A 17,949-nucleotide genomic window follows, 5' to 3' on the forward strand; every position below is an offset into this window, starting at 1 on the left:
CGCCCCCGCGGTTGACCCCCGGAAGGGCGGCCCCTACTCTTCGGACAGCGTTGACGGCGGACCGGCGCCATGGACCGGCCGGCCGCGCCAAGGGAGGACGCATGACGGGCATCGCCGCCATTTCCCAGCGGATCTGGGACATGAAGTACCGCTTCAAGTCCGCCGCCGGCGACCCCATCGACGACACCATCGCCGACACCTGGCGCCGCGTCGCCACGGCGCTCGCCGCGCCCGAGGCCGATCCGGCGGTCTGGGCGCCGCGCTTCGAACGGGCGCTGTCCCGTTTCGAGTTCCTGCCCGCCGGGCGCATCCTGGCCGGCGCCGGCACCGGGCGGACGGTGACGCTGTTCAACTGCTTCGTCATGGGGCGGATCGAGGACGACCTCGGCGCCATCTTCGCCCATCTGCGCGAAGCGGCGCTGACCATGCAGCAGGGCGGCGGCATCGGCTACGACTTCTCCACCCTGCGGCCCAAGGGCGCCCTGGTGAAGGGTGTGGGCGCCGACGCCTCCGGCCCGCTGTCCTTCATGGACGTGTGGGACAGCATGTGCCGCACCATCATGTCGGCGGGCGCCCGGCGCGGCGCGATGATGGCGACGCTGCGCTGCGACCACCCCGACATCGAGGATTTCATCGACGCCAAGCGCGAGCCCGGCCGGCTGCGCATGTTCAACCTGTCGGTTTTGGTCACCGACGCCTTCATGGACGCCGTGCGCGAGGACCGGCCCTGGCCGCTGGTCTTTGACGGGCAGATCCACCGCGAGGTGCGGGCCCGCGGCCTGTGGGACCGCATCATGCAGGCCACCTACGCCTACGCGGAGCCGGGCGTCATCTTCATCGACCGGGTGAACGGGCAGAACAACCTGAATTACTGCGAATCCATCTCCGCCACGAACCCCTGCGGGGAGCAGCCGCTGCCCCCCTACGGGGCCTGCCTGCTCGGCTCGATCAACCTCGCCGCCCTGGTGATCGACCCGTTCGAGGGGACGGCCCGGCTCGACACCGACCGGCTGACGGAGCTGACCGCGCTCGCCGTGCGGATGATGGACAATGTGGTGGACGCCTCGCGCTTCCCGCTGGAGGCGCAGGCGCGGGAGGCCCACGCCAAGCGCCGCATCGGGCTGGGGGTCACCGGGCTGGCCGACGCGCTGATCCTCTGCCGCGCCCGTTACGGCGGCGAGGCGGCGGTGGCGCTGACCGACTCCTGGCTGAAGACGATCCGCAACGAGGCCTACCGCGCCTCCGCCCGGCTGGCGGCGGAGAAGGGGGCCTTCCCGCTCTTCGACCGCGACGCCTATCTGGACGCCCCGATGGTGCGCGGGCTGGACCAGGACGTGCGCGCCCTGATCGCGGAGCATGGCATCCGCAACGCCCTCCTGACCTCGATCGCGCCGACCGGGACGATCTCGCTGTTCGCCGACAACTTGTCGTCGGGGATCGAGCCGGTCTTCTCCTACAGTTACGAGCGCACCGTCCTGATGCCCGACGGCACCCGCCGGACGGAGGAAGTGAGCGACCACGCCCACCGCCTGTTCCGCGCGCGGTTCGGGGACGAGTCCCCCCTGCCCGATTACTTCGTGGACGCGCAGTCCCTGACCCCGGCGGAGCATGTGGTCATGCAGGCCGCCGCCCAGCGCCATGTGGACAGCTCGATCTCCAAGACCATCAACTGTCCGGAGGATCTGCCCTTCGACGCCTTCAAGGACGTCTACTGGCAGGCCTACGAGCTGGGCTGCAAGGGCTGCACCACCTACCGGCCGAACGCGGTCACCGGCTCCGTCCTGTCGGTGAAGAAGGAGGGCGCCACGTCCCCGGCCACGGCGTCGTCCAAGCCGCCCGACCGTCCGGAAACGCTGCCGGGCGAGACCTACAAGGTGCGCTGGCCGGACAGCGACCACGCCATGTACATCACCATCAACGACATCGTGGAGAACGGGCGCCGCCGGCCCTTCGAGGTCTTCATCAACTCCAAGAACATGGAGCATTACGCCTGGACCGTGGCGCTGACGCGGATGATCTCCGCGGTGTTCCGCCGCGGCGGCGAGGTCGGCTTCGTGGTGGAGGAGTTGAAGGCGGTCTTCGACCCGCGCGGCGGCGCCTGGATGCAGGGCCGCTACGTCCCGTCCCTGCTGGCGGCCATCGGCGACGTCATCGAACGGCACCTGAAGGCCATCGGCATGCTGCCCGACGCGGGGGAGCCCGGCGCCGCAACGGCGGCCGTCGGAGCCGAGCCGGCCGCGCTCCGGCAATGCCCGAAATGCGGCCAGCCCGGCCTGATCCGACAGGAGGGCTGCGACAGCTGCCTCAATTGCGGCTATTCCAAATGCGCCTGAGGGCGGTCAGCAGCGCGACGGCTCGCCGTCGATCGGCGGCGCCGGCACGCAGGGCGCGTCGCCCAGGTTGCGGGTGACCGCCGGCGTCGCCCTGGCGCCGGACAGGAGTTCGTCGATGCCGACCCCCTTCGCGATGGCGATGCCGGGCGCCATCATCAGGGGTACCCAGATCACCGCGGACAGCAGGTTGGCGGTCTGGAAGCTGTGGTGCGGCATCGCCATCATCCCGGCGGTGATCGGCACCACCGGCCGCAGCGGACCGAGGAAGCGGGCGAAGAAGACGCTCTTGCCGCCGTGGCGCAGGAAGAAGCGGCCACCCCGCTCCAGAAGCTCCGGCCGCTGGCGGAACGGCCAGACCGCCGGAACCCGATCGCCGAACACCCGGCCGAGCCAGTAGGACACGGCGTCGCCCAGCACCGCGCCCAGCGCGAGGGCGATGTACACCTGCCAGAAGCCGAGGGCACCGGAGGCGACCAGCGCGCCTCCCGCGGCGATCAGCACCACGCCCGGCACCACGAACCCGACGAAGGCCAGGGACTCCGCGAAGGCGCACAGGAAGAAGATCACCTCCGCCCAGGAGGCGTTCGCCTCGATGAAGGCGCTCCAACGCTCCATGCCGTCGATCAGCACGTTCCTTGCTGCGTCGTTCATTCAACTTCCCTGTGAGGCGGCTCGTCGGAGCGGACTGTGCCACAGATCGGCGGCGTCGTGCAGATCGGTGAGCACCCCATCCCACCCCGCCGCACAGGGATCACGGCACGGCCCGGAGCCACTCGGCCAGCATCTTCTGCCCGGCCTCACGCAATTCCGGGCCGATCCGCGCCGCTTGACCGCGCAGCACGCGCGGGTCGATGCCGGCCCCCGCCAATTCGGCGGCGTGGCCCGTCAGCCATCGCTCGATGCCGGCGGCCACGTCGACCTCCGGATGGAATTGCAGCGCCAGCGTGTGGCGGCCGACCGAAAAACCCTGGGTTGCGCAGAGCGGCGTCGACGCCAGGCTTTCCGCCCCGGCGGGAATCTGGAAGGCGTCCCCGTGCCAGTGGAGCACCGGAACGCCCTCCAGGTGGCGAAGCGGCCCGGCCCGTCCGGCATCGGTCAGGGTGAGCGGCCCGAAGCCGATTTCCTTGTGACCCATGGGACGCACCGCAGCGCCGAGCGCCTTGGCGATCTGCTGCGCCCCGAGGCAGATGCCGAGCGTCGGGCGCCCCGCGGCCAGCCTTGCCGCCAGGAGCGAGGTTTCCTCCGCGAGATAGGGATAGGCGTCGCTGTCATAGACCCCGACGGGACCGCCGAGAACGATCAGCAAATCCGGCTCCAGCGGATCGAGCGTCGCGAACGGCGCCGCGTCGAGATCATGATAGCGGACCGCATAGCCGGCATCCGACAGCACCGCGCCGAAGATGCCGAGGTCTTCAAAATGGACGTGTCGGATCGCCACCGCTGTCTTGTGCATGGGTCGCCTCCCGCCCCCGCGCCGGGAGCGTCGTGGATTGGTCGGTTCTCGGATACCAGACGAATGGCTCGCTGCACCCAGCCATTTTCCAGCAATGGTCCAGACCAATTCTCCTTGTTCCGGAGGCCCGCCGAATTTACGGCGTCGCCGCCGCGCGGAACGCCGTCTCCAGCTTTCTGACCGCGGTCTCGATTTCGAACGGCGTGTAGGCCGCGAAGCCCATCAGGAAACCCGCCTTGCCATCGCCGGCGGCGTGCAGCGCCGACAGGCCGAGCAGCTCGATCCCAACCCGCCGCGCCGCCTCAACGGCGGCGCGCTCCGTCAGATCGCCGGTCAGCAGGCAGGGCATCTGCAACCCGCCGATGGGCACCTGCGGCTCGACGAAGTCCGACAGGTGTTTGCGGACGAGACCCGCCAGCGCGTCGAGGCGCTCGGCATAGACGCCGCGCATCGTCCGGACATGCGCCCCGAAATGCCCACCCTCCATGAAGCGGGCCAGCGTGAGCTGCGCCATCGGCGCCGTGTGGCCGTCCAGCAGGGTGCGTGCCACCGTCATCGGCTTCACGAGCGACGGCGGCAGCACGGCGTAGCCGATCCGCAATCCGGGAAAGAGCGATTTGGTGAAGGTCCCGATGTAGATGGTCCGGCCATGCGGATCGAGCCCCTGCACGCAGGCCGTCGGCTTGCCCGCGTAGCGGAACTCGCTGTCGTAGTCGTCCTCGATGATCCAGGCCTGATGCCGGGCCGCCCACTCGATCAGGGCCAGACGGCGGTCCAGCGCCAGCGTCGCGCCGGTCGGGAACTGGTGGGACGGCGTCAGAAACACCGCCTTCGCCCGCTGCGGCTCGGCCAGGATGTGATCGACGACGATGCCCTGCCGGTCGACGCGGACCGGAACGCAGTCCAGCCCCGCCGCCTCGAACGCCTTGCGCGCCCCGTAATAGGCCGGGTCCTCCAGGAAAATCCCGTCGCCGGGGTCGAACAGCAGGGTCGCGCAGAGCGACATCGCCTGTTGCGAGCTGGTCAGCACCAGAACGCGGTCGGCGGTGGCGCGCGCGCCGCGTTCGAGGTTCACATAATCGGCGATGGCGCGGCGAAGCGGCTCGGTCCCCTGGGGATCGCCGTGGAACAGGCTTTGCGCGCCGACCTCCTTGCGCACCTGCCGTTCCAGCTGCTCCCAGAGCGCGAGCGGAAAGGTCCGGGTTTCCGGAACGCCGTGGGCGAAGGGCCGCGGCGCCGGCATCTCGCGCACGCCGCCCCCCTCGAACACGGCGGCCCCGCGCCGGCTGAGAGCGGGCGCCGGATCGCTCGGGAGCGTGTCGCGCCGGGGCCGGCGGCGGCCGGGGGTGAACTCACTGATCTCCGCGACGAAGCTGCCGCTGCCGACGCGCCGGTCGATGAAGCCTTCGGCGTGAAGCTGGGCGTAGGCCGCCTCGATCGTGTCGCGCGACACCCCCAGCGAGGCGGCGAGCGCGCGCGAGGCCGGCAGCGGCTTGCCCGGCCCGAGCGCGCCATCGACGATCAATTGCCTGACGGCCCGCTGGATCCGCGCGTGAAGCGGCATCGCCGCGTGGGCGGGGTTGGCGATCCACGCCTTCACGGACTCGAGCTGGGAATGCCGGAACAATTGGTCTGGCTCTCTTCGATAAAGCGGATGGGCACATCAGGCCATTGGTCGGGTAGTTGTCAAGGCCGCTCATCGCCCTTGCGGCTCGAACCGTCCGGAGGTTTCGCGCAACCATGCCACCCAATTCGACCCCCATCCGCCTCAACGACCTCACCCACCCCGTCGTGGCGGGCCTGATCTCCGTCATCGTCAACTACGGCGGCACCTTCATCCTGGTCTTCCAGGCGGCGAAGGTCGCGGGCCTCAGCCCCGACCTCACCGCCTCCTGGGTCTGGTCGGTCTCCATCGGCGTCGGGTTGACCGGGCTGTTCCTGAGCTGGCGCCATCGCGAGCCGATCATCACCGCCTGGTCCACCCCGGCCGCAGCGTTCCTCGTCACCGCGCTGGCGACGACGCCCTACGCCGAGGCGGTCGGCGCCTACATGATCTCGGCGGCGGCCTTCGTCGCGCTCGGCCTGTCGGGCTGCTTCGAGAAGGTCATCCGGCTGATCCCGCCCGGCATCGCCTCCGGCCTGCTCGCCGGCATCCTGCTCCCCTTCGGCATCGGGGCCTTCGGCGGGGCCAGCGTCGACCCGCTGCTGGTCGGGCTGCTGATCGTCGCCTACGTCGCGCTGAAGCGCTTCTCCGCCCGCTATGCCGTGGTCGGCATCCTCGTCCTCGGGCTCGCTTTCCTGCTGACGCAGGGCCGCGTCGATCTGTCGGGGCTGTCGCTGGAGTTCGCCGCCCCGGTCTTCACCGCGCCGGACTTCTCGCTGAACGCGCTGCTGTCGGTCGCGCTGCCGCTGTTCCTGATCACGCTGTCCGGCCAGTACATGCCGGGGATGCTGGTCCTGCGGAACGACGGCTTCAAGACGAGCGCCAACCCCATCGTGACCGTGACCGGCCTCGGCTCGCTGCTCATGGCCCCGTTCGGCTCCCACGCCTTCAACATCGCCGCCATCACCGCCGCCATCGCGACCGGCAAGGAGGCGCACGAGGACCCGTCCAAGCGCTGGATCGCCGGGATCGCCGCGGGCGTCTTCTACGTGCTCGTCGGGGTGTTCGGGGTGACGCTGGCCGCCGTCTTCATGGCCTTTCCCGCGACCTTCATCACCGCGCTCGCCGGTCTGGCGCTGCTCGGCACCATCGGCGGCAGTCTGGCCGGGGCGATGGCCGACCCGGCGTCCCGCGAGGCGGCGCTGATCACCTTCCTGGCGTCCGCCGCGAACATCAAGCTGCTCGGCATCGGCGGGGCGTTCTGGGGTCTGATGATCGGCCTCGTCGCCCATCTCGTCCTCAACGGGCACCTGCGCCTGCCCCGCCGCAGCCTGGCGGTCAGAAAAGAGGCGGTGACCGAGGGAGCGACCCCGTAACCGCCCCATTGGCTATCCCCGGGCGGCTATCCCCGAGACGGCCGCTCGATCCCGGGGATGGTCGCGACCGTCTCCGCCAGGAACTCCACCAGCAGCCGGACCCGCGCGATGCCGGCCCGTTCCGGCACGATCAGCAGGTTGAGCGGCACGGCGGGCGGCGCGTGGTCGGGCAGGAGAACCTCCAGGCGGCCGTCGGAAAGCAGATCGTCGACCAGCCAGACATGGGCCGGGCCGATGCCGCGGCCGGCGAGGTAGGCCTCGCGCGCGGCCAGCCCGTGATCGACCCGTAGCCGCCCCCCCAGGGACACGGCGTGGAGGCTGCCGTCCGGCCCTTCGAGCGTCAGCCGGTCGCTCCCCGCAATGTTCGACATGCGCACGCCGTCGAACCCCGCAAGGTCGGCCGGCGCCGTCGGCCGGCCGTGCCGCTCCAGACAGGCCGGCGCTCCGACGAGGACGCGCCGGCTCATCCCGAGCGCCCGCCGCTTCAGGGAGCTGTCAGTCAACGGGCCGAGGCGGATGGCGATGTCCACGCCGTCGCGCACGAGGTCGATGCGCTCATCGGTCAAGCGAAGATCGACGGCGATGTCCGGATGGCGGTCCTGGAAGGCGAAGATCAACCGGCTGATGTGCCGGACACCGAGCGCCGCCGTGCAGGACACGCGCACCGTTCCGGCCGAGGCGCGGCCGGTGTCGCGCGCCTCGTCGCCCGCCTGTTCGACGAGGCGCAAAATTTGGACGGCGTTGGCGTGGTAGCGCTCGCCCTCCGCGGTCAGCGCGACGCGCCGCGTGGTCCGGCTGAACAGCGCGACGCCCAGCGCCTCCTCCAGCTCGCGGATGTGCCGGGTGACGCTGGACTGGCCGATGGCCATCTCGCGCGCCACCGCCGACAGGCTTCCCCGTTCGGCGACGCGGACGAAGGTCCGCATGCGGTCCAGCGTAACGTTGACGGATGTGGCGCTCGATTGATCCATTTTACGGCAGGGTTCTATCCGTTCATCCCGTCTACCGGATCAATCTCCACCCGAATAGCGTGAGGCTCAAGCGTTTCCAGCGAACAGGTGCCTGTGATGAACGTGCTGATCGTCTTCGCCCACCCCGACCCGCGCTCCCTCAACGCCGCCCTGCGCGACGCCGCCGTCGCGGAGCTGGAGGCTCAGGGCCACACGGTGCGGGTCTCCGACCTCTACGCCATGAACTGGAAGACAACGGTGGATCACGCCGACTTCCCCAGCCTCGGCGAGGGGGAGCGCCTGAAGGTGGCCGCCGCCTCCGGCGCCGCCTTCGCCGCCGATGCGCTGACCGGCGATGTGAAGGCCGAGCAGGAAAAACTGCTGTGGGCCGACGCGCTGATCCTGCAATTCCCGCTCTGGTGGTTCACCATGCCGGCAATCCTCAAGGGCTGGGTCGACCGCGTCTACGCCTACGGCCTCGCCTATGGCGTGGGCGAGCACAGCGACCGCCGCTGGGGCGACCGCTACGGCGAGGGCCGCTTCGCCGGCAAGCGCGCCATGCTGGTGGTGACGACGGGCGGCTGGGCTGAGCATTACGCGCCGCGCGGCATCAACGGCCCGATCGACGACCTGCTGTTCCCGATCAACCACGGCATCCTGCATTACCCCGGCTACGACGTGCTGCCGCCCTTCGTCGCCTACCGGGTGGACCGCTTCGACGAGACCGGCTTCGCGCGGGCGGCGGAGCAATTGCGGGAGCGGATGCGGACGCTGGAGACGACGGCGCCGATCCCTTTCCGCCGGCAGAACGGCGGCGACTATGCCATCCCCAGCCTCGAACTCCGCCCCGATCTGGAAGCCCCCGGCGCGTCCGGATTCGCCCTGCACCGCACCGCCTGAGGGCGCTTACAGCCGGATCAGGACGACGCCGAGGATCAGGGAAGCGGCGCCGGCCAACCGGGTCGGGCTGATCGGCTGCTGCGGCAGCCCAAGCAGGCCGACATGGTCGAAGACGAGGGAGCCGAGCATCTGGCCGACCACGATCAGCGCCAGCACGGTCGCCGCCCCCAGGCGGGGCACCATCAGGATGGCCGTCCCGATGAACAGCGCCCCGAACAGCCCGCCGGTCCAGGTGACCCACGACCCCGCTCCACCCACCGCTTCGACGAGGCGGGGTCCGGGCGCGAGGAGCGCCACCGCCAGCATCGCCAGCATGCCGACGACGTAGCTGACGAAGCCCGCCCACCAGGGCGAACCGAGGTCGGCCCGCAAATTGGCGTTGAGGACCTGCTGCAACGCGACGCTGACCCCGGCGCCGACGACCAGGAGGTACGAGGCGGCGGACACTGCGATGGACATGCCATGCTCCCAAGATTGGCTGTGGGTGAATGCCGGATGGGTAGCAGGCGGAGCGGCGGCGGTCTGGTACGGATGTGACCTACCCGGCGCGGTAGCGGCCCGGAGTCACGCCGAAGGCGCGGCGGAAGCAGCGACCCAGATGGCTCTGGTCGGTGAATCCGGTGTCCGCCGCGACTGCGGCGATGGGCTCCCCGGCGCGGAGCAGCAACCGCGCCTCGTTCAGCCGCTCCTGGAGCCCGAAGGCGTGGGGTGGCACGCCGTGGTGCTTGCGGAAGCGGCGGGAATACCCCTCGCGGCTCATCCCGGCGCGGCGGGCGGCCTCGCCGACGCTGTCCCACGCCTCGCCCCCCATCAACGCGGATGCGGGCTCCACCCCGGTCCTGAGGGAATGGCGATGCTCCTCGGCGATCCGCGTCAGGTCGGGCCAGCCCAGCCCGCCCGTCCTCCGCCAATGCCGGGCCAGCGCGGCAATCGCCTCCGGCGCGGCGTGGAGGCCGGGTCGCGTGTAGAGGTTGACGCAGACGACCTCGTCCGCCCCGCACAGCGAGCGGTGCGGCAGGCCCGCCGGGATGTGCACACCCTCGCCAGGACCGGCCTCGCACAGGTCGCCCGCGATGACGAAGCGCCGCCGCCCCGCCAGAACGAAGGTCAGTTGATCCTCGCGATGGAAATGCACCGGCAAGGCCACGTCGAGGCCGCGTACCGTCCCCAGTTCGACGATCCCGCCGCCGCCGGTGGGGCGCCAATAGTCCCAAACCTGCGGCGGACGCCCCATGGCGGCGATCCTTCCCATGACACTGTTTCCGGATTGCGATTTTCGCATGGCGCCGATCTGGACTCCATCGCACCGCACATCCTGTGGCATAAGAGCCCCCGCCACGCCATGGGAACAACGCCGCAGGAACGCAGCCGCACATGATCCGCTTCGACAACATCAGCAAGCAGAATGGTCACCGAATCCTCTTCCTCGAAGCATCGGCGGCGTTGAACCGGGGCGAAAAGATCGGGTTGGTCGGTCCCAACGGGGCGGGCAAGACGACGCTGTTCCGCATGATCACCGGCGAGGATTTGCCGGACACCGGCCAGGTGGCGATCGAGAAGCAGGCGACCATCGGCTACTTCAACCAGGACGTCGGCGAGATGTCCGGCCGCTCCGCCGTCGCCGAGGTGATGGACGGCGCCGGCCCGGTCAGCACCGTCGCCGCGGAGCTGGCCGAGCTGGAAGCCGCCATGGCCGACCCCGACCGCGCCGACGAGATGGACGCCATCATCGAGCGCTACGGCGAGGTCCAGGCCCGCTTCGACGAGCTGGGCGGCTATGAGCTGGAGGGCAAGGCGCGCGAAGTGCTGGCCGGCCTCAGCTTCAGCCAGGAGATGATGGACATGGACGTCGGCATGCTGTCCGGCGGCTGGAAGATGCGCGTGGCGCTGGCCCGCATCCTGCTGATGCGCCCCGAGGTCATGCTCCTCGACGAGCCGAGCAACCATCTGGACATCGAAAGCCTGATCTGGCTGGAAGGCTTCCTGAAGGGCTTCGAGGGCGCCCTGCTGATGACCTCGCACGACCGCGAGTTCATGAACCGCATCGTCAACAAGATCATTGAGATCGACAGCGGGTCGCTGACCAGCTACTCCGGCGACTACGGCTTCTACGAGCGCCAGCGGGCGCTGCGCGAGAAGCAGCAGGAGGCGCAGTTCGAGCGCCAGCAGGCCATGCTGGCCAAGGAGCTGAAGTTCATCGAGCGCTTCAAGGCCCGCGCCTCGCACGCCAGCCAGGTCCAGAGCCGGGTGAAGAAGCTCGACAAGATCGAGCGGTTCGAGCCGCCCAAGCGCCGCCAGATCGTAACCTTCGACTTCCCGCCGGCCCCGCGCTCCGGCGACGACGTCGCGGTGCTGAAGAACGTGCACAAGGGCTATGGCAGCCGGACCATTTACGAAGGGCTGGACCTGACGATCCGCCGCAAGGAGCGCTGGTGCGTCATGGGCGTTAACGGCGCCGGCAAGTCGACGCTGCTGAAGCTGGTGGCCGGCGCGACCGAACCGGACAACGGCACCGTCACGGTCGGCGGCAGCGTGCGCATGGGCTATTTCTCCCAGCACGCCATGGATCTGCTCGACGGCGACAAGACCATCTTCGAATCGCTGGAGACCTCCTTCCCGCAGGCGAGCCAGGGAGCGTTGCGCGCGCTCGCCGGCTGCTTCGGCTTCTCCGGCGACGATGTGGAGAAGAAGTGCCGCGTGCTGTCCGGCGGCGAGAAGGCCCGGCTGGTCATGGCGATCATGCTGTTCAACCCGCCCAACTTCCTGGTGCTGGACGAGCCGACCAACCACCTCGACCTCGACACCAAGCAGATGCTGATCTCGGCGCTGGGCGCCTATGAGGGCACCATGCTGTTCGTCTCGCACGACCGGCATTTCCTGGCCGCCCTGTCGAACCGGGTGCTGGAGCTGACTCCGGAGGGCATCCACCAGTATGGCGGCGGCTACACCGAGTATGTGGCGAGCACCGGGCAGGAGGCGCCGGGCATTCACTGAGGCCGTCCCGCCGGAGCGGGAACGCGTGCAGCGCAACAAGCGGCTTGCGCGGGCCGCCCCCTCCATGGAAACTCGTGCCCGTGTCGTTCGGGCTGGGTTGCGCAACCATGGAGATTTTGGAATGGCTGGGTACGACAACGCCGACGGCCCCGCGGGGCTGGTCATCCGCCTGATCGACACCGCGGTGAAGGCCCTGGACGAGATGTCCGACGCCGCGGGCGAGATCGCGCCGGACGTCGGCACTCTGACCGACACTCTGGTCGCCGCCCAGCGCATCGCCGACCGCGCGTCGCAGGATCTGCAACGCCTGTCCCAGAAACTGGCCGCCCAGTAGCGGCCGAAACGGTGCGGCGCCGCAGCGCCGCACCGATCCTCCTTTACCGACGCTGCCCGGCGGTGAAGGCGAAGTTGTCGAAGCTGTTCTCGGCGACGCGGAACCACAGGTATTCCTCGTCGCGGAACTTCTTCCACGGCTCGTAGATCTTGGCGAACTTCGGGTTGTTCTTGGCCGTCTCGTCGTACAGCTCGTAGGCCGCCTTGTAGCAGGCCTCCATCACCTCGCGCGGGAAGGGACGGAGCTGGGCGCCGCCGGCCACCAGACGCTTCAGGGCGGCGGGGTTGTCGGCGTCGTACTTGGCGTTCATGATCGCCAGCGCCTCGAAGCAGGCCGCTTCCAGGGCCGCCTGATAGGGCTTCGGCAGTTCCTCCCACTTCTGCTGGTTGACCAGCAGCGAGACGTTCAGCCCGCCTTCCCACCAGCCGGGGTAGTAGTAGTACTTGGCGACCTTGTTGAAGCCGAGCTTCTCGTCGTCGTAGGGGCCGATCCACTCGGCGGCGTCGATGGTGCCCTTTTCCAGCGACGGGTAGATGTCGCCGCCGGCGATCTGCTGCGGCACGACGCCCAGCTTGGTCAACACCTGCCCGGCGAAGCCGCCGATGCGGAACTTCAGACCGCTGAGGTCCTGAACCGTCTTGATCTCCTTGCGGAACCAGCCGCCCATCTGGGTGCCGGTGTTGCCCGCCGGGAAGTTGACGACGTTGTAGCCCTTGAAGAACTCGCGCAGCAGCTCCATGCCGCCGCCCTGGAGGATCCAGGCGTTCTGCTGGCGGGCGTTCAGGCCGAACGGCACCGTCGCGTCGAAGGTGAAGGTCGGGTCCTTGCCGACATAGTAATAGCTGGCGGTGTGGCCGCACTCGACCGTGCCGTTCTGCACGGCGTCGAGAACCTGGAGGCCGGGAACGATCTCACCCGATGCGAAGGGCCGGATCGTGAACTTGTTGTCGGTGATGGCGGCGACGCGACGGGCGATCACGTCGGCGGCGCCGTAGATGGTGTCCAGGCTCTTCGGGAAGCTGGAGGCGAGGCGCCAATGCACTTCCGGCGTGCTCTGCGCGATGGCCGGAGCGGCAAGGGTGCTGGCCGCGACGCCGACACCGGCGCTGGCAAGGAATGAACGGCGTTTCATACGGGAAGTCCCCTCCTGTTCTTTTGTTCAGGAACGAACCTATCAGCGTCTTTCGAGCCCCCGCAAAAGGTTAGCCGTGCAATGGGCGAATGGCTTCCCCGACGAAATATGTCGTGACAAATGGTCCGTGGTTGAAACTGTTGATTACGACACTGCCAACCGGTGGTCGCGGAAGCGCCCATACGTGTAATGGGCGGCGCAGCCCCCTTCCGCCGACACCATGCAGGAGCCCATCGGGTTCTCCGGCGTGCAGACGGTGCCGAACAGCTTGCAATCGCTGGGCTTCTTCACCCCGCGCAGGATGTCGCCGCACTCGCAGCCCTTGTGATCGGGCACCGCACGGCCCGGCACGGCGAAGCGCCGCTCCGCGTCGAAGGCGGCGAATTTTTCCTTCAACCGCAGGCCGCTGTCGGGAAGCGCGCCGAGGCCCCGCCATTCGAAGCTGGACCGCACGTCGAAGGTGTCGGCGACGAGCCGCTGGGCCTTCCGGTTGCCCTCCGGGGTCACCGCGCGGGTGAACTGGTTCTCCACCACCGCCCGCCCCTCGTTCACCTGACGGATCAGCATCAGGATGGCCTGGAGCACGTCCAGCGGCTCGAACCCGGCGATCACCACCGGCGTGCCGTAGTCCTCCGCCACGAACGCGTAGGGTTGGCTGCCGATGACCACGGAGACGTGGGCCGGGCCGACGACGCCGTCGAGCGGCAGCGCGCCCGTCTCCCGCACCTCCGGGCTGTCCATGATGCCCCGGATGGCCGCGGGGGTCAGGACGTGGTTGCAGAAGACGCTGAAATTCCTGAGGCCCTTGGCCTTGGCAGCGTGGACGGCCACCGCGGTCGGCGGCGTGGTCGTCTCGAAGCCGATGGCCAGAAAGACGACCTCGCGGTCCGGGTTCTCCTCGGCGATGCGCAGGGCGTCCATGGTGGACAGCACCATGCGTACGTCCGCCCCCTCGGCCTTCGCCTTCAGCAGGCTGACCCGCCCCGAACCCGGCACGCGCAGCACGTCGCCGTAGGTGCACAGGATCACGCCGGGCTGGCGGGCGATGGCGATAGCGTCGTCGATCCGCCCCACCGGCAGGACGCAGACCGGGCAGCCCGGCCCGTGGATCATCCGCACGTTGTCCGGCAGCAGGTCTGGGATGCCGTAGCGGGACACCGCGTGGGTGTGGCCGCCGCAGAACTCCATCAGATGATAGGTCCGCCCGGTCGCCGCCTCCCGCGCGATGGCGGCGGCGATGCCGCGGGCCAGCGCCGCGTCCCGGAATTCATCGATGTATTTCATCGCACCCGCCCCTTCGGCCTGCCGTCACGGCATTTGGACAGCGGCGGCAGGCGCTGGCGTTGATGCGGATCAAGAATGGGGCTTGCGGGGGGACGTCGTCACAACGCCCCCGCCGCGAAGCCTTCTTACTTGGAGGCGCCCATCATGGGCAGCGACAGCTCCGGCCCCCGCCCCGAATCCTCGATGGCGATGGCGGAGGAGCCAGGAGAGCCCAGCGCGACGCTGACTGGCCGCCCGTTGTTGTGGTTCTTCCACATCTCGTAGAGCGCCAGCGCCGCGTAGATCTTGGCCTCGCGGCTGGTGTTGTAGAGCCATTCCTGGGTCGGGATGACGCGCAGCGCGCCGTTGCCCGGCTGCTCCACCTTCTCCGCGAAGCGGTAGCCGAGCTGGTTGTTGATCCCGGCCAGCAGCCCGTCGAAGCCCGAGGAGATCCGCCCGAACCCGGCGTCCGACGCCGCGGACGACGCGCCGCCGAGCGTGCTCGGCGTCTGCCGCTTCACGAGGTCGCCGAAGACCCAGCCCTCCTCACCGGTGCGCATGGAGCGCACGCCGATCCAGTTGCCCTCCTGCTTCAGTTCGATCACCTCGTCGCCGCGGGTGACCGTGGAGCGGACCGAGGCGTTGTCGGACGGGGCCGCGCGTAGGTTGACCTTCTCGCCGGTCACCGTGTGGATGTCGCCGGAGGCCGCCGCCGCGGGCAGCGCCAGCGCCGCCGCCACGCCGAGGCCGGCCAGGGTTCCGAGGATGGTCTTCGTCATCCGAGACATGTGCATTCTCCCGCAGAACGCGCGCATCGCGCGCCGTTTCCCCTACAACAGGCAAAGGCGGGGTATGCTCCATGGACAGAGGACGGGCGGGCGGAACTACTCGAAAGACACACGTAGGGGGCTGTCGCCAGCGGGCCAGACGCCGCGGTCCACGGCGCGTGCCCCCTCGAAGACCAGCCAGCTCTGCCGACCGTAATGGGGCAATGGGCGCAGCAGCGCCTGCAACGCCGCCGCGTCGTCCGCGGCCACCGCCAGCAGCGGGCGGCCCTGCGGGGTCCGCGCGGTCCACACCCGCGCCGTGCCGCGCCCCTTGAGGCTGTCCGGAACCGCCGGCAGGCCGAGCCGGGCCAGCAGCCGGTCGACCTCCCCCGCCGTTCCGATCACGGCGAGCGGAGCGGTGGGATCGGCGCGGTCCGCGGCGGCAATGCGCGGTTTGCCATCGGCCAGACGCTCGGCCAGCGCATGGGCGGCCTCGGCGGCCGGGTCGTCGGCGGTGGCGATGACGGTGGTGGCCGCGTGGTCCAGCGTCACGTCGCGCAGGGTCGGCGGCGCCTCCCCGGGTGCCAGACGGCGGAACAGGGCGAAGCCGGGATCGACCGCGAGCGCCCGCGGCGGGGCGGCGATCGGGATCGTCACCGTCGTTTCGCGCCCGTCGAGGCGGATGGTGTGACGTTCCGTCCCCGCCGCGGTCCGCACCTCCACCGGCACGGTCAGACCGTAGGCCGGCTCGCCCTGGCGCAGGGTCAGCGCCACGCCGTCGCCATCCGCCTTGGCTTCCGCCAGTTCAAGCGTCGGCGCCCCCACGCGGGTCAGCCATTGCTCGAAGAAGGCTTTGAGGTCCCGCCCGGACCCGGCCTCAAAGGCGCGGCGCAGGTCGTCCCATCCAGCGTCCTGAAAGCGCTTGTCCTCCCAGAAGCGGCGGATGCCCGCGTCGAAGGCGTCCGCCCCGATCTCGGCGCGCAGCATATGGAACAGCATCGCCGCCTTGCCGTAGCCGACGATCTGGGCGGCGTCATGGACCTTGGCGCGGAAGTCGGTCAGGGCGGAATCGCGCTCCGCCGGAAGGGCGGCATAGTCGCGCAGCCAGTCCAGCCGCATGGCCCGCGCCGCGTCCTCCCCGCGCGCCTCCGCCGCCGCGTAGTCGGCCATGAAGGTGGTCAGCCCCTCTGACCAGTTGCCGGGCCAGTTGCCGTCCCCGCCGACGCGCACGCCGTTGCCCCACCAGTTGTGCAGGATCTCATGGGGCAGCGACTGGGCGCGGATGAAGGGCAGCGGCATCACCTGACGCCCGATGTAGGTCAGGCCGGGGAAGCCCAGCCCAACCGGCAGCGGCGCTGACAGGATGGCGAAACCGGCGAAGGGATAGGCGCCGATCCGCGCCGCCTGTGCGTCGATGGTCCGGGCGCTGAGGTCCAGATACTCATCGGCCAGCGCGGCCTGCTCCGGATGGAAGTAGGTGCGGAGACGAAGACCATTGTGCATCCGTTCCGTCACCTGCCACGCCCCGGCGAAGAGAGACGGTTCCTCGACGCTGCGGTCCTCGGCGAAGGTCGCGGCGTAGCCCGCACCGTCGCGCGTCTCCTCCACCAGACGTCCGGTCGCCACCGCGACGAAGGGCGCCGGCACCCGGACCGACAGACGCCAGGACGGCGGCGCCTCCGCGCCGCTTTCGGGGGTTGGAATCCAGCCGGTGCCGGCGGGCAGATAGGCGCCCTCCGCTCCCCCGCCCCCGCCTCGCGACTCCGGTGTCAGGGGCGGCAAAGTCCCGGCGTAGCGCAGGCGAAGCTCGCCGCCCCCCTTCGGCACGGTGACCGGCAGGGCGTTGCCGCGCACCGTGACCGATTTGCCGTCGAGCAACGCTTCCCCCACCGTCAACCCCGGCGCCAGCAGCAGCCGGTGCGTCCCGGCGGGCAAACGCAGCCGGTCCTCCACCTCCAGCCGCCGCGCGGCGGGATCGAGCGTGACGGTCAGGTCATGATGCAGGCCGGCGGCCCAGCCGGGCGCGGCGGCGAGGATGCCCAGAAGAGCGAGGAGGAGGGTGCGCATGGCCCAGCAATATAAGGCTTGGGCTGCGCCGCGCCAGCGCTTGCCCCTGTCCCCGTCACCCCATCCGCGCGCGCACCGCCGTCAGCAGGCTGCACAGCCCGCGATCATGGATGCCGATGGCCTCCAGATGGGCGACCGTGTTGGCGAGATAGTCCAGGTTCGGGCCGCGCTCGCCGCGGCAGCAGGCGATGCGCTCGGCCATCGCGGTCTCGTCCATGCAGCCGCAATATTGCCGGTGGCGGCGGTCCACCACGAAGGTGCAGGCGGTGACCGGCGCGCCGCCGTCGCGCGGGCGCACCGGCAGCAGCTTGGGACGGTAGACGCGGTTCAGCATCTCCCGGTCCCACAGACAGTCCAGCGTCTCCGGCACCCGCTCCGCCGCCACGCGGAAGACAATGCCCCGGCAGGAGCCGCCGCGGTCCAGCCCGAGCACCAGACCGGGCCGCTCCGGCGTGCCGCGGTAGCGGTGGGAGGACACACAGAAGCGGCGGTGATAGCCGCCCAGCACCGCCGGATGACGCTCGAGAAAGGGAAACTCCGGGTTCCACATCAGCGAGCCGTAGGCGAAGACCCAGAGGTCGACGCCGGGCGTCACGACGATGTCGCCGGACCAGGAAGAGGCGGATGATGCCGGACGCTGCGTCGGTGCGGTGACCGGAAGCTCGGCAACAGGCGATTGCGTATCGAGCAGCATGACCCATAAGTAATGCAGCGTGCGCCGACTGGTGGCGACACGGTGAATGCTAGCACGGCCCCTGGCCGCCCGCTATAAGGTGG

General features: G+C 69.8%; 16 protein-coding genes. 5 read left to right on the forward strand and 11 right to left on the reverse strand.

What is annotated here, in order from left to right; translation table 11 throughout:
* Positions 1-101 precede the first annotated feature (101 nt).
* Positions 102-2,333, forward strand: a complete 2,232-nt coding sequence (locus FBZ83_RS03320) for an adenosylcobalamin-dependent ribonucleoside-diphosphate reductase (protein WP_145681045.1) — start codon at positions 102-104, stop codon at positions 2,331-2,333.
* 6 nt (positions 2,334-2,339) lie between these two features.
* Here the strand turns inward: FBZ83_RS03320 and FBZ83_RS03325 are convergent, their stop codons facing one another.
* From FBZ83_RS03325 to FBZ83_RS03335, 3 genes are all read right to left on the reverse strand, one after another.
* Positions 2,340-2,984: a DedA family protein gene (locus FBZ83_RS03325; protein ID WP_247888117.1), complete on the reverse strand. Its 645-nt coding sequence runs from the start codon at positions 2,982-2,984 to the stop codon at positions 2,340-2,342.
* 100 nt (positions 2,985-3,084) lie between these two features.
* Positions 3,085-3,786 (reverse strand): glutamine amidotransferase, encoded by a 702-nt coding sequence (locus FBZ83_RS03330; protein ID WP_145681046.1) that lies wholly within the window; start codon positions 3,784-3,786, stop codon positions 3,085-3,087.
* A gap of 136 nt (positions 3,787-3,922) precedes the next feature.
* Positions 3,923-5,413, reverse strand: coding sequence for a PLP-dependent aminotransferase family protein (locus FBZ83_RS03335; RefSeq protein WP_145681047.1), 1,491 nt, complete (start codon positions 5,411-5,413; stop codon positions 3,923-3,925).
* A gap of 113 nt (positions 5,414-5,526) precedes the next feature.
* On the opposite strand from FBZ83_RS03335, the gene FBZ83_RS03340 reads away from it, so the two are divergent.
* Positions 5,527-6,765 (forward strand): benzoate/H(+) symporter BenE family transporter, encoded by a 1,239-nt coding sequence (locus FBZ83_RS03340; protein ID WP_145681048.1) that lies wholly within the window; start codon positions 5,527-5,529, stop codon positions 6,763-6,765.
* 26 nt (positions 6,766-6,791) lie between these two features.
* On the opposite strand, the gene FBZ83_RS03345 is transcribed toward FBZ83_RS03340, so the two are convergent.
* Positions 6,792-7,736 carry a LysR family transcriptional regulator gene (locus tag FBZ83_RS03345; RefSeq protein WP_145681049.1) on the reverse strand — a complete coding sequence of 315 codons (945 nt, stop codon included), beginning with the start codon at positions 7,734-7,736 and terminating at the stop codon, positions 6,792-6,794.
* A 96-nt stretch (positions 7,737-7,832) separates the two neighbouring features.
* Between FBZ83_RS03345 and FBZ83_RS03350 the strand changes: the two genes are divergently transcribed.
* Positions 7,833-8,615 carry an NAD(P)H-dependent oxidoreductase gene (locus tag FBZ83_RS03350; protein WP_145681050.1) on the forward strand — a complete coding sequence of 261 codons (783 nt, stop codon included), beginning with the start codon at positions 7,833-7,835 and terminating at the stop codon, positions 8,613-8,615.
* A 6-nt stretch (positions 8,616-8,621) separates the two neighbouring features.
* On the opposite strand, the gene FBZ83_RS03355 is transcribed toward FBZ83_RS03350, so the two are convergent.
* Positions 8,622-9,074 (reverse strand): DMT family transporter, encoded by a 453-nt coding sequence (locus FBZ83_RS03355; protein ID WP_145681051.1) that lies wholly within the window; start codon positions 9,072-9,074, stop codon positions 8,622-8,624.
* A gap of 79 nt (positions 9,075-9,153) precedes the next feature.
* Positions 9,154-9,867, reverse strand: coding sequence for an AraC family transcriptional regulator (locus tag FBZ83_RS03360; RefSeq protein ID WP_247888118.1), 714 nt, complete (start codon positions 9,865-9,867; stop codon positions 9,154-9,156).
* Between the two features lie 122 nt (positions 9,868-9,989).
* Between FBZ83_RS03360 and FBZ83_RS03365 the strand changes: the two genes are divergently transcribed.
* Together FBZ83_RS03365 and FBZ83_RS03370 are read left to right on the forward strand one after the other, a co-directional pair.
* Positions 9,990-11,609 (forward strand): ABC-F family ATP-binding cassette domain-containing protein, encoded by a 1,620-nt coding sequence (locus tag FBZ83_RS03365; RefSeq protein WP_137141802.1) that lies wholly within the window; start codon positions 9,990-9,992, stop codon positions 11,607-11,609.
* A 121-nt stretch (positions 11,610-11,730) separates the two neighbouring features.
* Complete coding sequence (locus tag FBZ83_RS03370; RefSeq protein ID WP_040135042.1) at positions 11,731-11,943, forward strand: hypothetical protein; 213 nt, start codon at positions 11,731-11,733, stop codon at positions 11,941-11,943.
* A gap of 43 nt (positions 11,944-11,986) precedes the next feature.
* On the opposite strand, the gene FBZ83_RS03375 is transcribed toward FBZ83_RS03370, so the two are convergent.
* The 5 genes from FBZ83_RS03375 to FBZ83_RS03395 all read right to left on the reverse strand — a co-directional run bounded on the left by FBZ83_RS03375 (position 11,987) and on the right by FBZ83_RS03395 (position 17,866).
* Positions 11,987-13,075 carry a TRAP transporter substrate-binding protein gene (locus FBZ83_RS03375; protein WP_145681053.1) on the reverse strand — a complete coding sequence of 363 codons (1,089 nt, stop codon included), beginning with the start codon at positions 13,073-13,075 and terminating at the stop codon, positions 11,987-11,989.
* A 144-nt stretch (positions 13,076-13,219) separates the two neighbouring features.
* Entirely contained in the window at positions 13,220-14,359 is a 1,140-nt protein-coding gene (gene hypD, locus FBZ83_RS03380) for a hydrogenase formation protein HypD (protein ID WP_145681054.1), read from the reverse strand.
* A 125-nt stretch (positions 14,360-14,484) separates the two neighbouring features.
* Entirely contained in the window at positions 14,485-15,126 is a 642-nt protein-coding gene (locus tag FBZ83_RS03385; protein ID WP_145681055.1) for an SH3 domain-containing protein, read from the reverse strand.
* Between the two features lie 96 nt (positions 15,127-15,222).
* Entirely contained in the window at positions 15,223-17,172 is a 1,950-nt protein-coding gene (locus tag FBZ83_RS03390; RefSeq protein ID WP_145681056.1) for a M1 family metallopeptidase, read from the reverse strand.
* Positions 17,173-17,227: 55 nt separating this feature from the next.
* Positions 17,228-17,866 (reverse strand): gamma-glutamylcyclotransferase, encoded by a 639-nt coding sequence (locus tag FBZ83_RS03395; RefSeq protein WP_145681057.1) that lies wholly within the window; start codon positions 17,864-17,866, stop codon positions 17,228-17,230.
* Positions 17,867-17,949: the final 83 nt, after the last annotated feature.

The organism is Azospirillum brasilense, assembly GCF_007827815.1.
Classification (GTDB): Bacteria; Pseudomonadota; Alphaproteobacteria; order Azospirillales; family Azospirillaceae; genus Azospirillum; species Azospirillum brasilense_C.

What these genes read in the sequence shown, in the direction of transcription:
- FBZ83_RS03320 (WP_145681045.1), top strand. Translation starts at nt 102, where the DNA reads ATGACGGGCATCGCCGCCATTTCCCAGCGGATCTGGGACATGAAGTAC.
- FBZ83_RS03325 (WP_247888117.1), bottom strand. Translation starts at nt 2,984, where the DNA reads ATGAACGACGCAGCAAGGAACGTGCTGATCGACGGCATGGAGCGTTGG.
- FBZ83_RS03330 (WP_145681046.1), bottom strand. Translation starts at nt 3,786, where the DNA reads ATGCACAAGACAGCGGTGGCGATCCGACACGTCCATTTTGAAGACCTC.
- FBZ83_RS03340 (WP_145681048.1), top strand. Translation starts at nt 5,527, where the DNA reads ATGCCACCCAATTCGACCCCCATCCGCCTCAACGACCTCACCCACCCC.
- FBZ83_RS03345 (WP_145681049.1), bottom strand. Translation starts at nt 7,736, where the DNA reads ATGGATCAATCGAGCGCCACATCCGTCAACGTTACGCTGGACCGCATG.
- FBZ83_RS03350 (WP_145681050.1), top strand. Translation starts at nt 7,833, where the DNA reads ATGAACGTGCTGATCGTCTTCGCCCACCCCGACCCGCGCTCCCTCAAC.
- FBZ83_RS03355 (WP_145681051.1), bottom strand. Translation starts at nt 9,074, where the DNA reads ATGTCCATCGCAGTGTCCGCCGCCTCGTACCTCCTGGTCGTCGGCGCC.
- FBZ83_RS03360 (WP_247888118.1), bottom strand. Translation starts at nt 9,867, where the DNA reads ATGGGAAGGATCGCCGCCATGGGGCGTCCGCCGCAGGTTTGGGACTAT.
- FBZ83_RS03365 (WP_137141802.1), top strand. Translation starts at nt 9,990, where the DNA reads ATGATCCGCTTCGACAACATCAGCAAGCAGAATGGTCACCGAATCCTC.
- FBZ83_RS03370 (WP_040135042.1), top strand. Translation starts at nt 11,731, where the DNA reads ATGGCTGGGTACGACAACGCCGACGGCCCCGCGGGGCTGGTCATCCGC.
- FBZ83_RS03375 (WP_145681053.1), bottom strand. Translation starts at nt 13,075, where the DNA reads ATGAAACGCCGTTCATTCCTTGCCAGCGCCGGTGTCGGCGTCGCGGCC.
- hypD (WP_145681054.1), bottom strand. Translation starts at nt 14,359, where the DNA reads ATGAAATACATCGATGAATTCCGGGACGCGGCGCTGGCCCGCGGCATC.
- FBZ83_RS03385 (WP_145681055.1), bottom strand. Translation starts at nt 15,126, where the DNA reads ATGTCTCGGATGACGAAGACCATCCTCGGAACCCTGGCCGGCCTCGGC.
- FBZ83_RS03390 (WP_145681056.1), bottom strand. Translation starts at nt 17,172, where the DNA reads ATGCGCACCCTCCTCCTCGCTCTTCTGGGCATCCTCGCCGCCGCGCCC.
- FBZ83_RS03395 (WP_145681057.1), bottom strand. Translation starts at nt 17,866, where the DNA reads ATGCTGCTCGATACGCAATCGCCTGTTGCCGAGCTTCCGGTCACCGCA.